This window comes from Mangrovibacterium diazotrophicum, from assembly GCF_003610535.1.
Classification (GTDB): domain Bacteria; phylum Bacteroidota; class Bacteroidia; order Bacteroidales; family Prolixibacteraceae; genus Mangrovibacterium; species Mangrovibacterium diazotrophicum.
Genome location: NZ_RAPN01000002.1, coordinates 452,489 through 468,320, shown reverse-complemented (window position 1 = coordinate 468,320; position 15,832 = coordinate 452,489). Strand labels below are relative to the sequence as shown.

14 protein-coding genes are annotated in these 15,832 nt (G+C 45.3%); 3 read left to right on the top strand and 11 right to left on the bottom strand.

All coding sequences use genetic code 11. The features are described 5' to 3' along the window. Window positions 1-5: 5 nt before the first annotated feature. Window positions 6-2,597, top strand: a complete 2,592-nt coding sequence (locus BC643_RS18105; RefSeq protein WP_120274672.1) for a TlpA family protein disulfide reductase — start codon at window positions 6-8, stop codon at window positions 2,595-2,597. Between the two features lie 14 nt (window positions 2,598-2,611). Next, window positions 2,612-2,980: a hypothetical protein gene (locus BC643_RS18100; RefSeq protein WP_120274671.1), complete on the top strand. Its 369-nt coding sequence runs from the start codon at window positions 2,612-2,614 to the stop codon at window positions 2,978-2,980. Window positions 2,981-3,050: 70 nt separating this feature from the next. Here the strand turns inward: BC643_RS18100 and creD are convergent, their stop codons facing one another. The 11 genes from creD to BC643_RS18045 all read right to left on the bottom strand — a co-directional run bounded on the left by creD (window position 3,051) and on the right by BC643_RS18045 (window position 14,310). Then, window positions 3,051-4,373 (bottom strand): cell envelope integrity protein CreD, encoded by a 1,323-nt coding sequence (gene creD / locus BC643_RS18095; protein ID WP_120274670.1) that lies wholly within the window; start codon window positions 4,371-4,373, stop codon window positions 3,051-3,053. 58 nt (window positions 4,374-4,431) lie between these two features. Then, window positions 4,432-4,728, bottom strand: a complete 297-nt coding sequence (locus tag BC643_RS18090; protein ID WP_120274669.1) for a winged helix-turn-helix domain-containing protein — start codon at window positions 4,726-4,728, stop codon at window positions 4,432-4,434. Next, a complete protein-coding gene (locus BC643_RS18085; protein ID WP_120274668.1) occupies window positions 4,725-5,354 on the bottom strand; it encodes a hypothetical protein in 630 nt (209 codons plus the stop codon). The genes BC643_RS18090 and BC643_RS18085 overlap by 4 nt, the downstream gene beginning before the upstream one ends. Before the next feature lie 229 nt (window positions 5,355-5,583). Continuing rightward, on the bottom strand, window positions 5,584-7,038 hold the full coding sequence (gene gnd, locus BC643_RS18080; RefSeq protein WP_120274667.1) for a decarboxylating NADP(+)-dependent phosphogluconate dehydrogenase: 1,455 nt from the start codon (window positions 7,036-7,038) through the stop codon (window positions 5,584-5,586). Between the two features lie 35 nt (window positions 7,039-7,073). Beyond that, on the bottom strand, window positions 7,074-8,204 hold the full coding sequence (gene pdxB, locus BC643_RS18075; protein WP_120274666.1) for a 4-phosphoerythronate dehydrogenase PdxB: 1,131 nt from the start codon (window positions 8,202-8,204) through the stop codon (window positions 7,074-7,076). 116 nt (window positions 8,205-8,320) lie between these two features. Beyond that, complete coding sequence (locus BC643_RS18070) at window positions 8,321-9,313, bottom strand: Gfo/Idh/MocA family protein (protein ID WP_120274665.1); 993 nt, start codon at window positions 9,311-9,313, stop codon at window positions 8,321-8,323. 74 nt (window positions 9,314-9,387) lie between these two features. Beyond that, window positions 9,388-10,677: a lactate racemase domain-containing protein gene (locus BC643_RS18065; protein WP_120274664.1), complete on the bottom strand. Its 1,290-nt coding sequence runs from the start codon at window positions 10,675-10,677 to the stop codon at window positions 9,388-9,390. A 48-nt stretch (window positions 10,678-10,725) separates the two neighbouring features. After that, window positions 10,726-11,088 carry a four helix bundle protein gene (locus BC643_RS18060; RefSeq protein ID WP_120274663.1) on the bottom strand — a complete coding sequence of 121 codons (363 nt, stop codon included), beginning with the start codon at window positions 11,086-11,088 and terminating at the stop codon, window positions 10,726-10,728. 44 nt (window positions 11,089-11,132) lie between these two features. Continuing rightward, window positions 11,133-12,212: a sugar kinase gene (locus tag BC643_RS18055; protein WP_170154615.1), complete on the bottom strand. Its 1,080-nt coding sequence runs from the start codon at window positions 12,210-12,212 to the stop codon at window positions 11,133-11,135. Between the two features lie 201 nt (window positions 12,213-12,413). Continuing rightward, a complete protein-coding gene (locus tag BC643_RS18050; protein WP_120274661.1) occupies window positions 12,414-13,265 on the bottom strand; it encodes an SDR family oxidoreductase in 852 nt (283 codons plus the stop codon). Beyond that, window positions 13,252-14,310: a LacI family DNA-binding transcriptional regulator gene (locus BC643_RS18045; protein WP_262697260.1), complete on the bottom strand. Its 1,059-nt coding sequence runs from the start codon at window positions 14,308-14,310 to the stop codon at window positions 13,252-13,254. The genes BC643_RS18050 and BC643_RS18045 overlap by 14 nt, the downstream gene beginning before the upstream one ends. A gap of 259 nt (window positions 14,311-14,569) precedes the next feature. Between BC643_RS18045 and BC643_RS18040 the strand changes: the two genes are divergently transcribed. Further along, window positions 14,570-15,817, top strand: coding sequence for a tagaturonate epimerase family protein (locus BC643_RS18040; protein ID WP_120274659.1), 1,248 nt, complete (start codon window positions 14,570-14,572; stop codon window positions 15,815-15,817). The last annotated feature ends 15 nt before the right edge of the window (window positions 15,818-15,832 follow it).

The following is a 15,832-nucleotide window of genomic DNA, read 5'->3' as shown; positions in this document are numbered from 1 at the left end:
ATAACATGAAACGAATTACCCTGTTCTTGTTGGCTCTGGTGAGTCCATTCTTATTAGTCGCCCAAAAGAAAATTGAGAACCCCGAGTTCGGGTTTAAAAATGATCCGAATCTTGAATTGAAATCAATTGAATTAACCGATAGCGCAACGGTGCTTTCTTTTCAATACAAGGCAAAAGAAGGCCGATGGATACGCGTTCCAAAGGAAAGTTATATCAAATTACCCGACAGTTCCGAGCTATTGTATGCAACTAAAACCGACGGTATCCCGTTTGGCGAGCGCTACACACTTGGAGAAAGCGGTGAAGTGAGTTACCATGTCTATTTTCCTCTTTTGCCGTCCGGGACTGTGGAGATCGATTTTGGTGAAGCAATTTCGAAGAGTTCTTGGGAAATCTTCGCGATTCAGTTAAACGAATCCAAATCGCCCCTGCCCGATGGAATTGAAGGTCACTGGTTCGACTCGCGGACGGGACTTTATGCTGCGTCCATTACACGCAAACAGGTGGTTTACCGCGAGCGGGTTTGGCAAATCGAGAGCATCAAAGAAAAGGGAAAAAGCATTGAGCTGAATCTGAAAAGCGGAGAAGAAACGGCTCAGCTCTATGTGGCGTGCGAAGACAAAGGCCTCGCGTTTGGAACCAATAAAAAGGCCTTGCAACATGTGGTGGGCCGCTTTAACCGGATGGCTGTTGCCCGCAACGGAAATGTTGATTTGGAAGTACCAAAGTTTAGCCTTGACAGTGCTGAGTATTGCGGCTACATTTTGGGTTTCAATCCCCGCTATTCTCCAGATCGGTTTACGGTTAGTTACGATCAATTAACAAACTGGAGGGAGCAAAAGCTGGAGGTAAAGGTGGATTCTACCGGTTACTTTCAATGTAAAATTCCGGTGCTTTATCCGCATACGGTTGTGGTTCGCAATTCAGGTGTTAGCTCTTATCCTTACCTGGAACCCGGTAAAAAGCTTTTCCAGGTGTTCGATTTAAGCAATTCAAAACAAGACCGCCTGTTTATGGGAGAGAGTGCAGCCATCAGCTCGGAAATCATTCAACCGTTCCGGATAAGCGAGCTTAACCGTACTGCGATAATGGATTCTGTTCATGGTGGAACATTCGCGCAGTACAAAGTAGTTTGTCAGCAAATTTCGGAACGTGATTTTCAGAACCTGAACAAGCTTTACGCTGATGGAAAGCTGAGTAAACGTGCCTGGCAATTGCACCAGATGGATGCTCAATACGACTTTTTGTACACATTGTTGAGCTATAGTATGGCCTGGGGCTACTATTACAAAGAAAAAAGAGGAGCGAGCTTTGGCGAAACCATGCAGGACTACACGATGAATGTGCGCGATACAATGCCCATGGACTTCACGGATGTGATTACAAATGAGATTGCAAATAATCCGTATGCACCGTCCAGCTATTATTACGATCGGTTCCTAAACGGATTCAGTAACCTAAAAGTTCGGGCGGCCCGAAGTGTCAAGGTTACTGTACCGATTGCTGAGTTAGTGGACACGCTTCGTGCCCGCGGGCAAGAGTTGACCGAGGAAGATGAGCAAGCAATCGCCTGCATGAAGCAAATGGAGTCGATTACAGAGGATTCGGTCTATTCTTCTTTTCGAGGACAGTATCAAGACCAGTTTGTGACCTTCAACACGAAGTATCGAAAAGAATATGGTGAACTACGGAAAGTTTACGCTCCCGAATCCCCCAGCTATAAGCAGGTTGAAGCTTATTTAGTCGAGCAGGGAGTGGTGCTAACGCCTGAAGAGCAGGAACTGGTTAATGCCGCCAAACAGTGGGAAGAAACCGAAGAAGTGCAGGAGTATGCTCGTTTAGTTTCTGAAAATAGAGAAGCATTAAAGGATTTTCATTCTAAATTTGGAGACATCCGTACGGCACTTTACAGACAGAAATCGGAACAGGCACAGCTGAGCTACATGGAAACGAACTATGGTATTGAGCCCGGTTTGTTGACCGAATTGATGGCAGTAAGAGCTGTCAGCAGTAAAATCTATCGGGACATGAGCCCTTTAAAAAAGGAGGAATTGGCAGCGGCGAAAACACAGGTGCAGTCGGAAGATTATAAAAACTACCTGGATGTAATGAATGCGGCAATCGAAGAGCAACTGGCATCGCTGGAGGCCCTTCCTGTTGGCAACATCCGCTCGGCACCTGAGGTTGAAAACGAGAAGCTGTTTGCCGAGATCCTGAAGCGCTACGAAGGTAAAGTGGTTTTTGTCGACTTCTGGGCAACCTGGTGCGGTCCATGCACATCGGGAATTCAACAAATGCGCCCGCTGAAAGCTGAGATGAAGGACACAGATGTGGTGTTTTTGTACATCACGGGCGAGTCGTCACCCGCGTTGACCTGGCGCCCGAAAACGGCTGATATCCCCGGAGAGCATTTTCGCCTTAGCCGCGAACAGTGGAGTGCCGTTTGCAATCAATTCAATGTATCGGGTATTCCGCGTTACATGCTGGTCGATCGACAAGGCGAACTAGTCAATGACAATGTAGGTCACATGACGAATGCTGGTTTGAAACTCCTGCTTGAAAAATACCTGAATGAAGAAGAAACCAGTCAAAAATAAATCAATAAACTTTTATGAATCCGAACCAAACATTCAATCTGAGTTCTGTATTTCCGGTTCAGCACAGCGCACTGTTTTTAAGAATCATTACGCTGCTGATTATCGTTTATGTCGTTATTCTGATCATCAACTTTTTGCGGGATAAGTTTATCAACCCCGAGCCGAGTAGCCGCCGCGATGATATCAGCGGGTTGCTGATTTTACTTTATAAATTATTTCAGATTTCGGGCATCGGATTTTTGGTGATTGCTTTGCTGCAATTTGTATTTGGCATCGACCATCGTAATTTCGGAGATGCGCAGAATAGCGCTGTGTTTGCTGTTCTTCTCATCTTCCTCGGAGTAGCGTTCAAAGCCGCAATGAAAAACTTAAAGAATGTGTAGGCAACAGACGTAGTATCCAATTGTAGTAGTTAAAGCGGGCTTCATTTTTTTGTGAAGCCCGCTTGTTTTTTTAGGATTCGTACCAGTTAATTTTTCGGGTGACATACATGGTCATTCCGAGAATAACAAATAGTCCGATACTTCCGACCAGCAACGCGAACGATTCAAGTTGAAGCAAAATGAAGATGAACAGGAATGCTACGCTTAAAATGGAGGTTAATCCGATAGAATTTAGCCAGCTAGCCAGGAATGAGCGTGAATAGATGAGTACCATCAGAATGACCAAAGCGGATGAAATGAGGTACGACAGGTTGAAGCCGAGATGTTCGGAGAAGGAGAGGAGTAGCAGGTAAAAGATTAGAACGGCGAAGCCAACCATGATGTATTGAAACGGATGAACGCGCTGCTTGGTAATGATTTCATTTAAAAAGAAGGAAATGAAAACCATCAGGATAATCATGATCCCGTATTTGGCACTGCGTTCGTTTTTCTGGTAATTGTCGGCCATGTCGACTAGTGTCACACCAAAATCACTCGTTTTTAAATCGTAGGCGCCATCAACCCAGCTTTGCGGAAAATCACGGTTGTAGTTCAGTACTTTCCAGTCGGCGGTAAAGCCATCAGGTGTAATGTTGCGGTCGGCTGGTAAAAACAGACCATTGAATCCCGGGTCGTTCCAGCTCGATTTTAAATTCACAGTTGTGGTTTCTCCGACCGGTGCAAACGACATGCTGTTCGAGCCTTTCAGGTTTAGATCGATGTGAAAGCCCGCGATTGAATCCTGCAGCATTTGGGCTGACAGATGCAACGAGATGCCGTTGCTGCCGAGCAGTTTGTTATTCATGCCGGGTGAAAAGGGAATGGCTTGGCTGTTCCATTGTAACTCCACTTCTGAAGCGATTCCGCGCAGGTCGCCAATGGCCAGCGAAAGTCGGGCCTGATCCCAAAGAATGTTTTCAGGGGCGATGTGTTCAGCTTCCAAGTTCGGTTTTTCAAATTTTCCGTCGAGAGCCAGTTTGCTTTCGTAAACAATACTTCGGTAGATGCTCCGGTTTAATTCTTTCGGGAAGAGCTCGCCATTTACAGTCAGTGATTTGGGCAGGAAATGATAATTGTGCGTCTCTTCTTTGACCAGTTCCCCATCCTTGTTCAGGATTTTCTCCACATAAGGAATAGTTAGAATCGGGCCCCGGATAACCTGCGCATTGGACCAGGATTCGGCCACTTCATTTTGAGCCGAAACGGAAGTGAATTTCCGGTCGCGAATCAGCTCCATAATCATGATTTTTGGGATGAGTAGAATCAGGATGATTGCGCCGATTGTGATGAGCTTGACACTCATTCGGAAGCTTTGGCTCTTGACTTTTTCTTCGATCATTTGTTGTGTTTTCATGCTATAAGGTTTTAGTTTTTGAAAGTACTTTGAAATGCAAAGTAAGTTGATAAAAAAATTATAGGTTTTTAATGATTTCTTCCAGTGCAGCTAAATGTTTCTCGAAGGCAGCTCTCCCAATTCCCGTTATTGTATAATCGGTATTTGGTTTGCGGTCGATAAAGCTTTTGGAGACGGAAATGTAATTCAACTTTTCCAGGTGTTTGAGGTGGCTCGCCAAATTCCCGTCAGTTGCCTCCAAAGTCTCCTTTAACGAGTTGTACGACACCGACGGGTTGACGTAGAGAACCGACATGATTCCCAGTCGGAGTTTGTTCTCGAACGCCTTATCCAGATTTTGGAATAGATTTTTCACGCCTGTAATGTTTTTCTTTCGTAGCGAAAATACATGATTGATCCGTAAAGAATGTGTATCAATCCGAACCCAATGACCCAGAAGAGCAATCCCATACCTGCGAATAGTGCTGAAAATAAACCCAGAATGATCTCCAAAAGGCCCATGAAAAAAATCTCGCGACGCGTGTATTTTGCGGCATTTACCAAGGCTAGTCCGTAAAAGATGAGGCAGCTTGGCGCTACAATCGCGTAAACTCCCCTGAAAAGAAAGATCAGGATGAAGAGCCCACCTGTAACCAATGGGATGGCTAGATTGATCAACAGCATTCGCGTTCCGGCCGACCAAAACTTTTCGGCTTTTCGTTTCACTTTTGAAGTTGTTAGCCAAACAATGGTGATAAACGATATGACCAGCAGAGCTGCTGCCAGTAAAAGCATCTCACCCAAAACTTCGTTCGAGTAATATTCGCGGTAATAGAGCGATCCCGGAATGTAGATCAGTTTGTAGGCGATAAAAGCACCAATGAGGGCGTAGGTGCCAACAAGGATTCCGGAGAGTCCACTTAATGACAGGAAACGGGTTGAATGTTCCATCATTTTTCTGATCTCTTTGATCTCATCCAGGTAATGATCTGTCGTCTTCATCTTAATTTAAATAAAGTACTTTGAAATGCAAAGTAAACTAAAATATTGAACCGATCAAGACCCGACGAATATTTTTAATGAAAGTTTTATCGAGGGGTTTACTCCAAGTGAAGCCCTCGGTAGGGCATGTTGGCAAGCCCCGGTAAATTTCAGCTTCCCATTAAGCCATAAAAAAATTGAGGGCTTCACTAAAAGTGAAACCCTCAATCGATAAATATTATTAAAGCAATTATACGTCGTAAGTAGTTGACGAAGTATTACCGCCACGACCAGTCCAGTTGGTGTGGAAGAATTGGCCACGTGGTTTGTCAACACGCTCGTAGGTGTGTGCTCCGAAGTAGTCGCGTTGTGCTTGCAACAAGTTTGCAGGCAGACGTTCGCTACGGAAACCATCGAAGTAACACAAAGCTGAAGTCAGCGCAGGAACAGGAATACCGTTGCTCAGTGCGGTTGCACACACACGACGCCATCCGGCTTGTGCAGCTTCTACTTTTCCTTTGAAGAATGGGTCGAGCAACAGGTTGGCCAGAGCCGGATTGTTGTCGAAGGCTGTTTTGATATCGCCGAGGAAAGCCGAACGAATGATACAGCCACCACGCCACATCAGGGCGATACCACCCAGGTTCAGGTTCCATTTGAATTCTTTCGCAGCTTCCATCATCAGGTTGTAACCTTGCGCGTATGAAATGATTTTTGCACCGTAAAGGGCCATTTTCAGGTCTTCGATAAATTGTGTTTTATCGCCCGAGAATGAAGCTGTTGGGCCGCTAATTACTTTTGCAGCTTCAACACGCAGGTCTTTTTGAGCTGATAGACAACGAGAGAATACGGATTCTCCGATCAACGTCAAAGGAACGCCCAGGTCGAGAGCTGTAACGCCTGTCCATTTACCGGTACCTTTTTGGCCGGCAGTGTCCAGAATTTTTTCAACCAATGCCTCGCCGTCTTCGTCTTTGTAAGCCAAAATGTCGCGGGTAATTTCAGTCAGGTATGAGTCCAGCTCTTCGGTATTCCACTTTTTGAATACTTCGTGCATTTCATCAGCGCTCAAGCCCAACAAGTCTTTCATCACGTGGTAAGCTTCGTTGATGATTTGCATATCACCATACTCGATACCGTTGTGTACCATTTTCACGAAGTGACCGGCACCATCTTCACCAACCCAGTCGCAACAAGGAGAACCATCTTCAACTTTTGCAGCAACCGACTGGAAGATATTTTTCACAGCTGGCCATGCAGCAGGGCTACCACCAGGCATCATTGAAGGGCCTTTCAGCGCGCCTTCTTCACCACCCGAAACACCGGTTCCGATGAAAAGCAGACCTTTGCTTTCAACATATTTTGTACGACGGATTGAATCCGGGAAATTTGAGTTACCACCGTCGATAATGATGTCGCCTGCTTCCAGGTGAGGAATCAACAATTCGATGAAATCGTCTACCGGTTTTCCGGCTTTCACCAACATCATCACTTTGCGTGGTTTTTCCAATGAAGCCACTAAATCCTCAATTGAGTGGGCTCCGATAAAGTTCTTACCGGCACCACGACCGTTAATGAAGTTGTCAACTTTTTCAACGGTACGGTTGTAAACAGCAACCGTAAAGCCTTTGCTTTCCATGTTTAAAACCAGGTTTTCGCCCATTACAGCGAGCCCGATTAAGCCGATATCTGCTAATTTTTTCATTTGACTATGAATTTATTAATCTTGTTTTTTCTGTTCTATTTCGTTTTAATCTGAAATCCGATTTGTTCCAACTTGTTGAGGGTGACTTGGGGGATATTTGCGGCTTCGATGGTAAAGACCGGGAATTCGCGTCGAACCGGGTAATCGCCCCGAAGCTTTTCAAAATCCTTCGTGTTTGCCCTCAGTGCGGCATCGTCATGACGAATGTCGTAGGTTGAAAGAATTGCCTTGGCAAGAATTTGCTCTTCGGTACACATGAAACCATCGAGTTGAATATTTGTTTGCTCGGGCAGCTCAATATTTGGGCAGATCCAGTCGTCGGCACCCAGGCCGAAGAAGCGACTGATCGCCTGAATACTCATGCTGGTTCCATTGGCTTTTCCGTCTTTAGAGTAACCGGCAATGTGTGGCGTGGCAATGTCGCAGGCAACGAGTAATTCCAAATCGATATCCGGTTCGTTTTCCCAGCAATCCAGCACCAATCCGTTGATCTTATTTTCTTTAATCGCTACTTTGGCAGCGTTGCTGTCGACAACTTCGCCACGGCAAGAGTTAAATACAAATGGTTTCTTTGGAAGGTTGTTGAAGAAGTTTTCATCGGCCAGATGAAAGGTTGCATCTTCTCCTTCCATGTTCAATGGAACGTGTATGGTGATGAAGTCTGCCTGCTCCTGAATTTCTTTCAGGCTGACAAATTTCTCCGATCCCTCGGCTCGTTCCCTCGGCGGGTCATTCAACAAGACCTTCATCCCGATGATTTCGCAAAAACGGGCTACTTTCGATCCAACCTGGCCAACACCAACAACACCGATGGTCTTGCCCTTCAGTTCGAACCCGTGTTTTTCGGCTAAAACGAAGAGGGTAGAGGCTACATATTGTTCCACCGATTTACTGTTACAGCCGGGTGCATTGGTCCATTCAATTCCGGCTTCGGCGCAGTAATTGGTGTCGATGTGGTCGAAACCAATAGTTGCCGTAGCAATAAATTTCACGGAAGATCCTTTTAGCAGATCCTCGTTGCATTTGGTGCGGGTGCGGGTTACAATGGCATCTGCATCGCGAACCACATCGGCAGTCGTTTTGGCTCCCGGCAGGTAAACAACCTCGCCAAAAGCTTCCAGTGCTCCCTTGATGTAAGGGATTTTATCATCAACAACAAACTTCATATTTCAAGTAAAATTCCAAATTACAGATTTCAAATTCCAACAGGCGAATATAGCAAGAACTGCTCTTTCATGTTTTCAGCAGCCGTCTTCTATTGTGTCCTATCCGTCTATGTGGTTTAACTTTTCTTGTAATAATTGCGCACAATTTCTTCCAGTATTTTGTTGGTTCTGGCGGCCGACTCTCCTGTGCTGACGCAAAGTTCTTCGCCGCGCAGTGATTTCACCAGGTTTTTCACCAGGTTGTGTGAGATGTTTTCCGGGTTTTGAAAACTGAAATGCTCGGTTCCGGTTGCTGTGGTCAACTCGACGTCGCCATGAATGAAACAAGGCAAACTGACTTTTCCTTTTGTCCCCGTGATCTCAATCTTATCCTGTTCGGCCGATTGGTCGACTATAAAGCACCAGTTTCCGGTTCCGGTCACCCCGTTCTCGAAGGTGAAGATAGCGGAAACCGTGTCTTCTGCTGTGTAATATCCTGCCTGGTTGCGTGCTATTCCGTTTACTTCGGTTACCGATCCAAACAAGAAATCGAGGTAATCCAATTGATGCGATGCCAGATCGTAAAACAAGCCTCCGCCTGCAATTTTAGGATCAACCCGCCAGTTGTCTTTGGCGGTTGAAGGATCTTCGGCTGCTTTATGCAGCGTAATTGATACGGTCAGGATTTGGCCCAAAGTACCATTTTCAATCAACTCTTTTACTTTCAAATAGGCTGGAAGCGTACGTCGGTAATAAGCAACGTTGATCGGCATACCGGATTCTTTGGAAACCTTAAGCATCTCGAGGCATTCAGCGTAACTGGTTGCCATTGGCTTTTCCACATAAACCGGCTTCCCGGCGCGCATCGCTTTGATGGCATATTCGGCGTGAGTTCCCGGAGGGGTGGCCACGTATATGGCGTTTATTTCAGGATCGTTGATCAGCTTCTCCGCATCAGCATACCATTTCGGAACGTTGTGGCGTTTGGCGTAATCTTCGGCTTTTTCAGCATTGCGACGCATAACGGCTACCAATGCTGAGTTTTCAGTCTTTTGAAAAGCCGGTCCGCTTTTAACTTCGGTTACATCACCACAGCCGATAATTCCCCATTTAAGCGTTTCGAGTTTCAAATTTCAAGTTTTAAGTTCCAGATCACAGGGAAGGGATGCGTAATTACGCCTTTCCCTTTGCCCCATGCGCTCTGCTAATATTTAAATCGTTCTTTGTAAGCCCACAGTCCGATGGCCGGGTTGGAAATGTAGAAGATTTCTTCCCCGTCGGGCAGGATGTTGAAGCCGTCTTTTAGTTTTTCTGGATCGTATTTGGCGGTTACCTCGTCGAAGTCGCCATAAATGAACCCGACGCTTTCAATTTCTTCCTGAGTCAGGTTGCCTGCCTTTTTACCGGGGCAGTAGGTAATTGAAAAACGTCCTTCCGAAGAACCGTGAATTAAGTGAGCTGCTGCTCCCAGGTTGTCCTGAAGTTCTTTGTTTTCTTCAACTGCTTTCAAGGTAGTGGGTGTTCCAAAGTAACCGTATTTGCGAATCAAACGGTCAATTTCTTTGTCCTCACCGAATTCTTTCAAAGCCGGTGCCAGAACAATTAATTCGCCTTCGTCATCGATGGCCATGCGGGTGCGGTAAACCGATTTGTTCCCCAACCAGGTTGATTTAAACTCGGTAGGATCGAGCCAAACCACTACTTTCTTCAGCGGGCGGTCCAGCATTTCGAAGTTGACCTGCAACGACAGTTTTGCGGCTTTGTCGAATACTTCAAAATCGTCGCCAATAAACAATCCACGACATTTGATTTTGCCGTCGGTTTTATCCAAACCTACCACTGTTTGTACATACAGAATTGGCAAATCCTGCGTGAAATTGTCGGAAGCATAGTTGAAAACCTTACGTACAGGAGTGTCGGCGTGTCCCATCATCCGTTCCATGCCATAGGCTGCTCCAACAAAGTGGCTTTTGTTGATTCCTTCGGAACCGCCCGTTCCAACAAAGATATTCTTGTTGTAGTTGGCCATTCCAACAACCTCGTGGGGTACAACCTGACCGATTGAAAGGATCAGGTCAAAATTGCCTTCAAGCAACAGTTTATTAACCTGCGCCGGCCAAGGAAATTCAACGGCACCTTCCGAAACTTCTTTCACAAATTCGGCCGGAACGATGCCAACGGTAACCACATCATTGCGCCAGTCGTGCGGACGAATGAGGTCTGCCGGCAGTTTGCCAAACATGTGGTGAATTTGTTCCGAGGTCATCGGTGAGTGAGTTCCCAGAGCTGGCAATACATCGGTGAGTTTGTCGCCGTAATATTCCCAGGTTAATTCGGTTAGTTCGCCGGCCCGGCTGGGCAAGCGGGTATAATCAGGTGGCACAGCCAACACTTTGTTGACGTCCTTTAATTGCTCAAACGCTGCAAACAAGCCTTTTTTCAGGTCTTCTTTGCTTAACTCGTGGCTTGTCGAGCCAATTTCATAATAAATCATAGTATTTACGATTTAACTAATTACCATTTACTATATGAACAGAACCGGTCATTGGGAGTTCATTTTTCGCTTCATTGTTGTAATTGAACTGGCAATGATTTTGAATAATTCCAAATTCTCGGCCATGAGTTTTTCCAACAACGATTTTTCAACTAACCCAGATTCAATAATCAGTTCCAACCAGTAAAGAGTCTCATCAAGTTCCTCTTCGACCATTTTCAGTTTGTTTAAAAAGTCTTTATCTGATTTTGCCAAACATGCAGCCCTGTAGTTGGCACCGGGAGATGTTCCTGAGCGGATAATTTGATTTCCGAGAGTTCGTCCCGTCATTGTTTGAGGTAAACTCTCGGAAAGCTTTATGATGCGCAAGGCAAATAATTTCAATCTTTTTTTCAGACTTTCTTCATCCATTGTGAAAATGGTAAATCGTCAATCTGTAAATGGTCAATTAGGTATTATCTTTTTACGCGGGCGTTACCTTCCCAGATACTCCAAACCATTTCCTCGTCAGAAGGTTGACCGTAGTCTGTTAAGAAAGTTGTAGCCAGCGCGCCGGTAGCCCATCCGAATTGAGGCCATTTTTCACTGTCCCAGCCTTTTAGGATAGCGTACAGCATGCCTCCAACAAAACCGTCGCCACCACCAATACGGTCGAGTACGTTGATTTTACGAGGTTCAATCAGCTGCCAGTCGTCGCCGGCACGCAGAACGGCACCCCAAAGGTGTTCGTTGGTGCTGATTACCTGACGCAGTGTTGTGGCAAATACCTGTGCATTTGGGAACGCCGCTTTTACGTTGTTGATCAGTCCTTTGAATTCTTCAATTTCGTCGCCGATAGCTTTACCGCCTGCTTCCGGACCGTGGATGCCGAAACAAAGCTGGAAATCTTCTTCGTTACCAATCAGAATATCCGAAGCTTGCGCAATTTCCGTAAAGTTGCGGCGCAATTCTTCTTCGCGACCTTTCCAGAATGAAGCTCGGTAGTTCAGGTCGAATGAAATTAATGTTCCGTATTTTTTTGCAGCGCGGGCAATTTCCAGGCAGAATTGGCTGGTGTCGGGTGACAGGGCAGCAATCAAGCCAGACAAGTGTACGATTTGTACACCTTCCTGGCCAAAGATGCGTTCCAGATCGAAGTCTTTTACGTTCAATGTACGGCCAACTTCGCCGGCACGGTCATTTTGTACACGAGGTCCGCGTGAGCCGAATCCGCTGTCGGCAATATTGAATTGGTGACGGTATCCCCACGGATCGCCTTGTGCAACTTCCGGTCCCTCGTAATCCATGTGGCGGGCTTTCAGGTTGCTTTTAATGAAGGCCGCGATCGGGCTGCCTTTTACGAAAGTTGTTAAAACTTTCACCGGCAAACCCAGGTATGAAGCCACGCTGGCAACGTTTGTTTCGGCACTGGTTGCCTGCATTTCGAACAAATTGCTACTGTGAACCGGTTGTCCGTTTACCGGTGTGATACGCACTCCCATGCTGGTTGGTACCAATAATGAGTATTTAAAATTCTCTTTTAACTGAAGTTTCATAATGCGATATTTACGATTTATTTATTGACGATTTACGATCTTTAGTTATCGTGGTTAACATGTTTACTCGTTGGCTGAGCAATCGTATATATTTCTCTGTAAAATTTTGCGCAAAATCCTGCAACCCTAATTGTTGCTTAATAGTTAGAGCTGGCGAATTCTGCAAATAGTACATAGTAAATAGCTAAATGGTAAAATTTTCTACACGCCACTGTAAGCGTTGAATCCGCCATCGACAGGGATTACGATGCCGGTGATGAATTTGGCCAAATCAGATAACAGGAAAAGCGTTGCGCCCTGCATGTCGTCCGGATCGCCGAATTTGCCCATTGGCGTACCGTTCACGATCTTTTGACCGCGTGCCGAGAAGTTGCCTGTTTTTTCGTCCATTACCAAAAAACGGTTTTGGTCGGTGATGAAGAAACCCGGTGCAATGGCGTTCACGCGGATACCGGTTTTGGCAAAGTGAACAGCCAGCCATTCTGTGAAATTGTTGATAGCTGCTTTGGCTGCAGAATAAGCCGGGATTTTGGTCAACGGCTTGTAAGAGTTCATCGACGTAATATTCAGAATAGCGCCTTTGCGGTTTTTAATCATGTCTTTGGCGAAGATCATAGTTGGTAGCAAAGTACCTTTAAAGTTCAGGTCGAAAACGTGATCAAAACCTTCCATCTTCAAGCCGAAAAACGAATCTTCCAGTTTGTCGATGTTGCTTTCAGTCAACTCTTCTACTTTCGTTGTTGCCGAAGGACTGTTACCGCCGGCTCCGTTAATCAGGATATCAATATCACCTAATTGGGCATTAATCACTGCTTTCGCACTTTCCAGCGAATCTTTGTCTAAAACATCGGCCTGAACACCGATTACAGTTGCTCCGTAGGTTGAGGCAATTTCAGCAGCGGCTTTCTCGCCGGCTTCTTTATTTCGACCCAAAATGGCAATTTTCGCGTTGACCGAAGCCAGTGCTTTTACCATTTCGAGGCCGAGTACGCCGTACCCACCTGTTACAACACAAACTTTCCCTGAGAGATCGTTAAAACTAATTGGTTCCATAATTGCTCTGATTAAATTCTTTATAAAAGTCCAGGTTTTCTTTTGTTACGATATCGATTGACGTGTAGTTATCGACTCGTATTGGCTTCTTCAATATAATGTGGTCAAACAATGTTTGAATCGCTTGATGTCCTTGTTCTTCCGGGCGTTGGCAGATCAGGAAATCGACTACGCCGGTTTTCAGGAACTCGGCATTTTGGCGGATTAAGTCGTGCCCGATCAGTCTCATTTGCTGTATTTCCCGCGATTCCAAGTATTCGGCAATGCGGAAAACCTGCGAGTTGGTCACGAAGATTCCGTTCACACCGCCTAGTTTTTCAATTTCACGGTCGATGATCTCAAAGAAATCCTGATCGCCGGGAGTTTCAATTTCGATGGTGTAAATTTTCTTGGTGGTGTTCGGTACTGTTTCCTTGAAATAGTTGTAGAAACCTTTTTCCCGCTGTTTGGGGTGGTTCTGATTTTCCAGTTCTTTACCGAAGTGAATCACCAATATCCTGGCTTCTTTGGGAAGCGAAAAGTCGAACAGTTTGGCGGCCAGGGTACCACTTTGGAATGAGTTCTGACCGATAAAGCTCAGCTTATTACAATTCCCCATGTTGGAGTCGATGAAGACGTAGGGAATTTCGTGGCTATTTAGTTTATTAATAAACTCGGTTGCTTCGCGCGAGAAGAAAGGTGCAAAAACAACACCTTCAGGTTTGGCGGCAACGATTTGTTTGGCTTTCTCCTGAAACGAGAGTGGGTCAGACTGTGAGAATTGATACAAGTCCACAACCACGCCATATTGCTGTAGCTCAGCTGAAGCGTCGCGCACACCTTGCAGTGGTTTACTCCAATAAGCTTCGGAGTAGGGGACCTCGGGGAGCAAAACAGCAAAAGTATGTGTTTTCTTAGAAGCCAGGGTGCTTGCTAAAATGTTCGGACGATAATCGAGCTCTTCGAGTATTTTTAATATTTTAGCCCGTGTTTCGGGATTTACTTCTCCTCTGTTGTGGATCACACGGTCCACTGTCCCGATCGAAACATTCGCTTTTTCGGCGATGTCCTTAATTCGTATTCGTTTTGACGGTTTGATGGCTGGGTACTTTAAACGGTTAAAATAAATTTCAGATAAAGCAAAGCTACGTAAAAATTTCGTTTGTCGTGTTCGTACACGGAAAATATATTTTAAAACATCTTTTGGGGAAATTAAGAATTATTAATTGCTTTCTATGATTATAAGTTCTATTTTCGTGTGCGAACACGGTGGTTCAAACACGGTGTTGTAATTAATGAAAATCAAACATTAAATTTATTCGGTTATGAAAATAGGAAAGTACAGTTTCGGGGTTGGAGATCGCTTTAGTCATCAAGGTGAAGCTCAGCTTAGAGCTCTTATGAAAGCCAATGCGCAAGGCATTGAAGTTACTCCGGTTTGGAATAAATCGAACCGTGAGCACAACACGATCCACTCGGAACCTATTGAAACCCGTCAGGAGGCAGATGCTGCTGTAAAGGCGCTTGGATGGACCGGACAATATTGCGTGGACGCCGATCACATCAACCTGACAAACGTTGACCGTTTTATTGATGTTGCTGAATTTTTCACGTTGGACGTTGCCATGTATATTGGTAACCCATCGCCGGATGAAGAGGTAGCTGCTTTTATTAAGTCATGTAAAGCATTAGGAGACAAAGTCGTTGTTGACGGCATTGCTGAACCGATTGTGATTACCGAAGACTTATTGAAAGAGGTTGCCGGAAAATTCCTTGCAGCTGTTAAAGAAGCCGGTAAAATTTATAGTCATATCGAGTCCGTTAAGGGGAAAGATAATTTTATTACAGAAGTATCCATGGACGAGGTTGAATCTCCTCAAACACCGGTGGATATGTTCTTTATTTTGAAGATGATCGCTGATCAGGGTATTCCTGCTCAAACATTTGCGCCAAAATTCACAGGTCGATTTAATAAAGGTGTTGACTACGTGGGCGACACAGTTCAGTTTGCCAAAGAGTTTGAAGATGACTTGATGGTAATTGATTACGCCGTGAAACACTTCGGGTTGCCGGATAGCTTGAAATTGAGTGTGCACTCGGGTAGCGACAAGTTCACGATTTACCCGATTATGGCCGAAATTCTGAAAAAGCACGACAAAGGCCTTCACATTAAAACTGCGGGTACAACCTGGTTGGAAGAGGTTATTGGTTTGGCAATTGCCGGAGATGATGCGCTGGTTGTGGCTAAAGAAGTGTACGCGAAAGCACTGGGACGTAAAGAAGAACTTTGTGCTCCTTACGCTGATGTAATTGATATTGACGACAGCAAACTGCCAACGGTAGAGGAAGTATCCGGTTGGAGCGGAGAAAAATTTGCCAACACGCTGCGTCACATCCCGGGACATCCGGATTACAACCCGAATTTCCGTCAGTTGATTCATGTTGGCTATAAAGTAGCTGCTGAATTGGGCGAAACTTATATTGGCTTGCTTGAGAAATATGCTGATGTGGTTGGGGGCTGTGTTGAGGAAAACATTTATGACCGTCACCTAAAACGGTTATTCAATTTATAAAAAACCAAAAATCAA

Bases quoted from the DNA above. Each gene is read 5' to 3' on its own strand.
- BC643_RS18105 (WP_120274672.1), top strand. From the start codon at position 6: ATGAAACGAATTACCCTGTTCTTGTTGGCTCTGGTGAGTCCATTCTTA.
- BC643_RS18100 (WP_120274671.1), top strand. From the start codon at position 2,612: ATGAATCCGAACCAAACATTCAATCTGAGTTCTGTATTTCCGGTTCAG.
- creD (WP_120274670.1), bottom strand. From the start codon at position 4,373: ATGAAAACACAACAAATGATCGAAGAAAAAGTCAAGAGCCAAAGCTTC.
- BC643_RS18085 (WP_120274668.1), bottom strand. From the start codon at position 5,354: ATGAAGACGACAGATCATTACCTGGATGAGATCAAAGAGATCAGAAAA.
- gnd (WP_120274667.1), bottom strand. From the start codon at position 7,038: ATGAAAAAATTAGCAGATATCGGCTTAATCGGGCTCGCTGTAATGGGC.
- pdxB (WP_120274666.1), bottom strand. From the start codon at position 8,204: ATGAAGTTTGTTGTTGATGATAAAATCCCTTACATCAAGGGAGCACTG.
- BC643_RS18065 (WP_120274664.1), bottom strand. From the start codon at position 10,677: ATGATTTATTATGAAATTGGCTCGACAAGCCACGAGTTAAGCAAAGAA.
- BC643_RS18060 (WP_120274663.1), bottom strand. From the start codon at position 11,088: ATGGATGAAGAAAGTCTGAAAAAAAGATTGAAATTATTTGCCTTGCGC.
- BC643_RS18055 (WP_170154615.1), bottom strand. From the start codon at position 12,212: ATGAAACTTCAGTTAAAAGAGAATTTTAAATACTCATTATTGGTACCA.
- BC643_RS18050 (WP_120274661.1), bottom strand. From the start codon at position 13,265: ATGGAACCAATTAGTTTTAACGATCTCTCAGGGAAAGTTTGTGTTGTA.
- BC643_RS18040 (WP_120274659.1), top strand. From the start codon at position 14,570: ATGAAAATAGGAAAGTACAGTTTCGGGGTTGGAGATCGCTTTAGTCAT.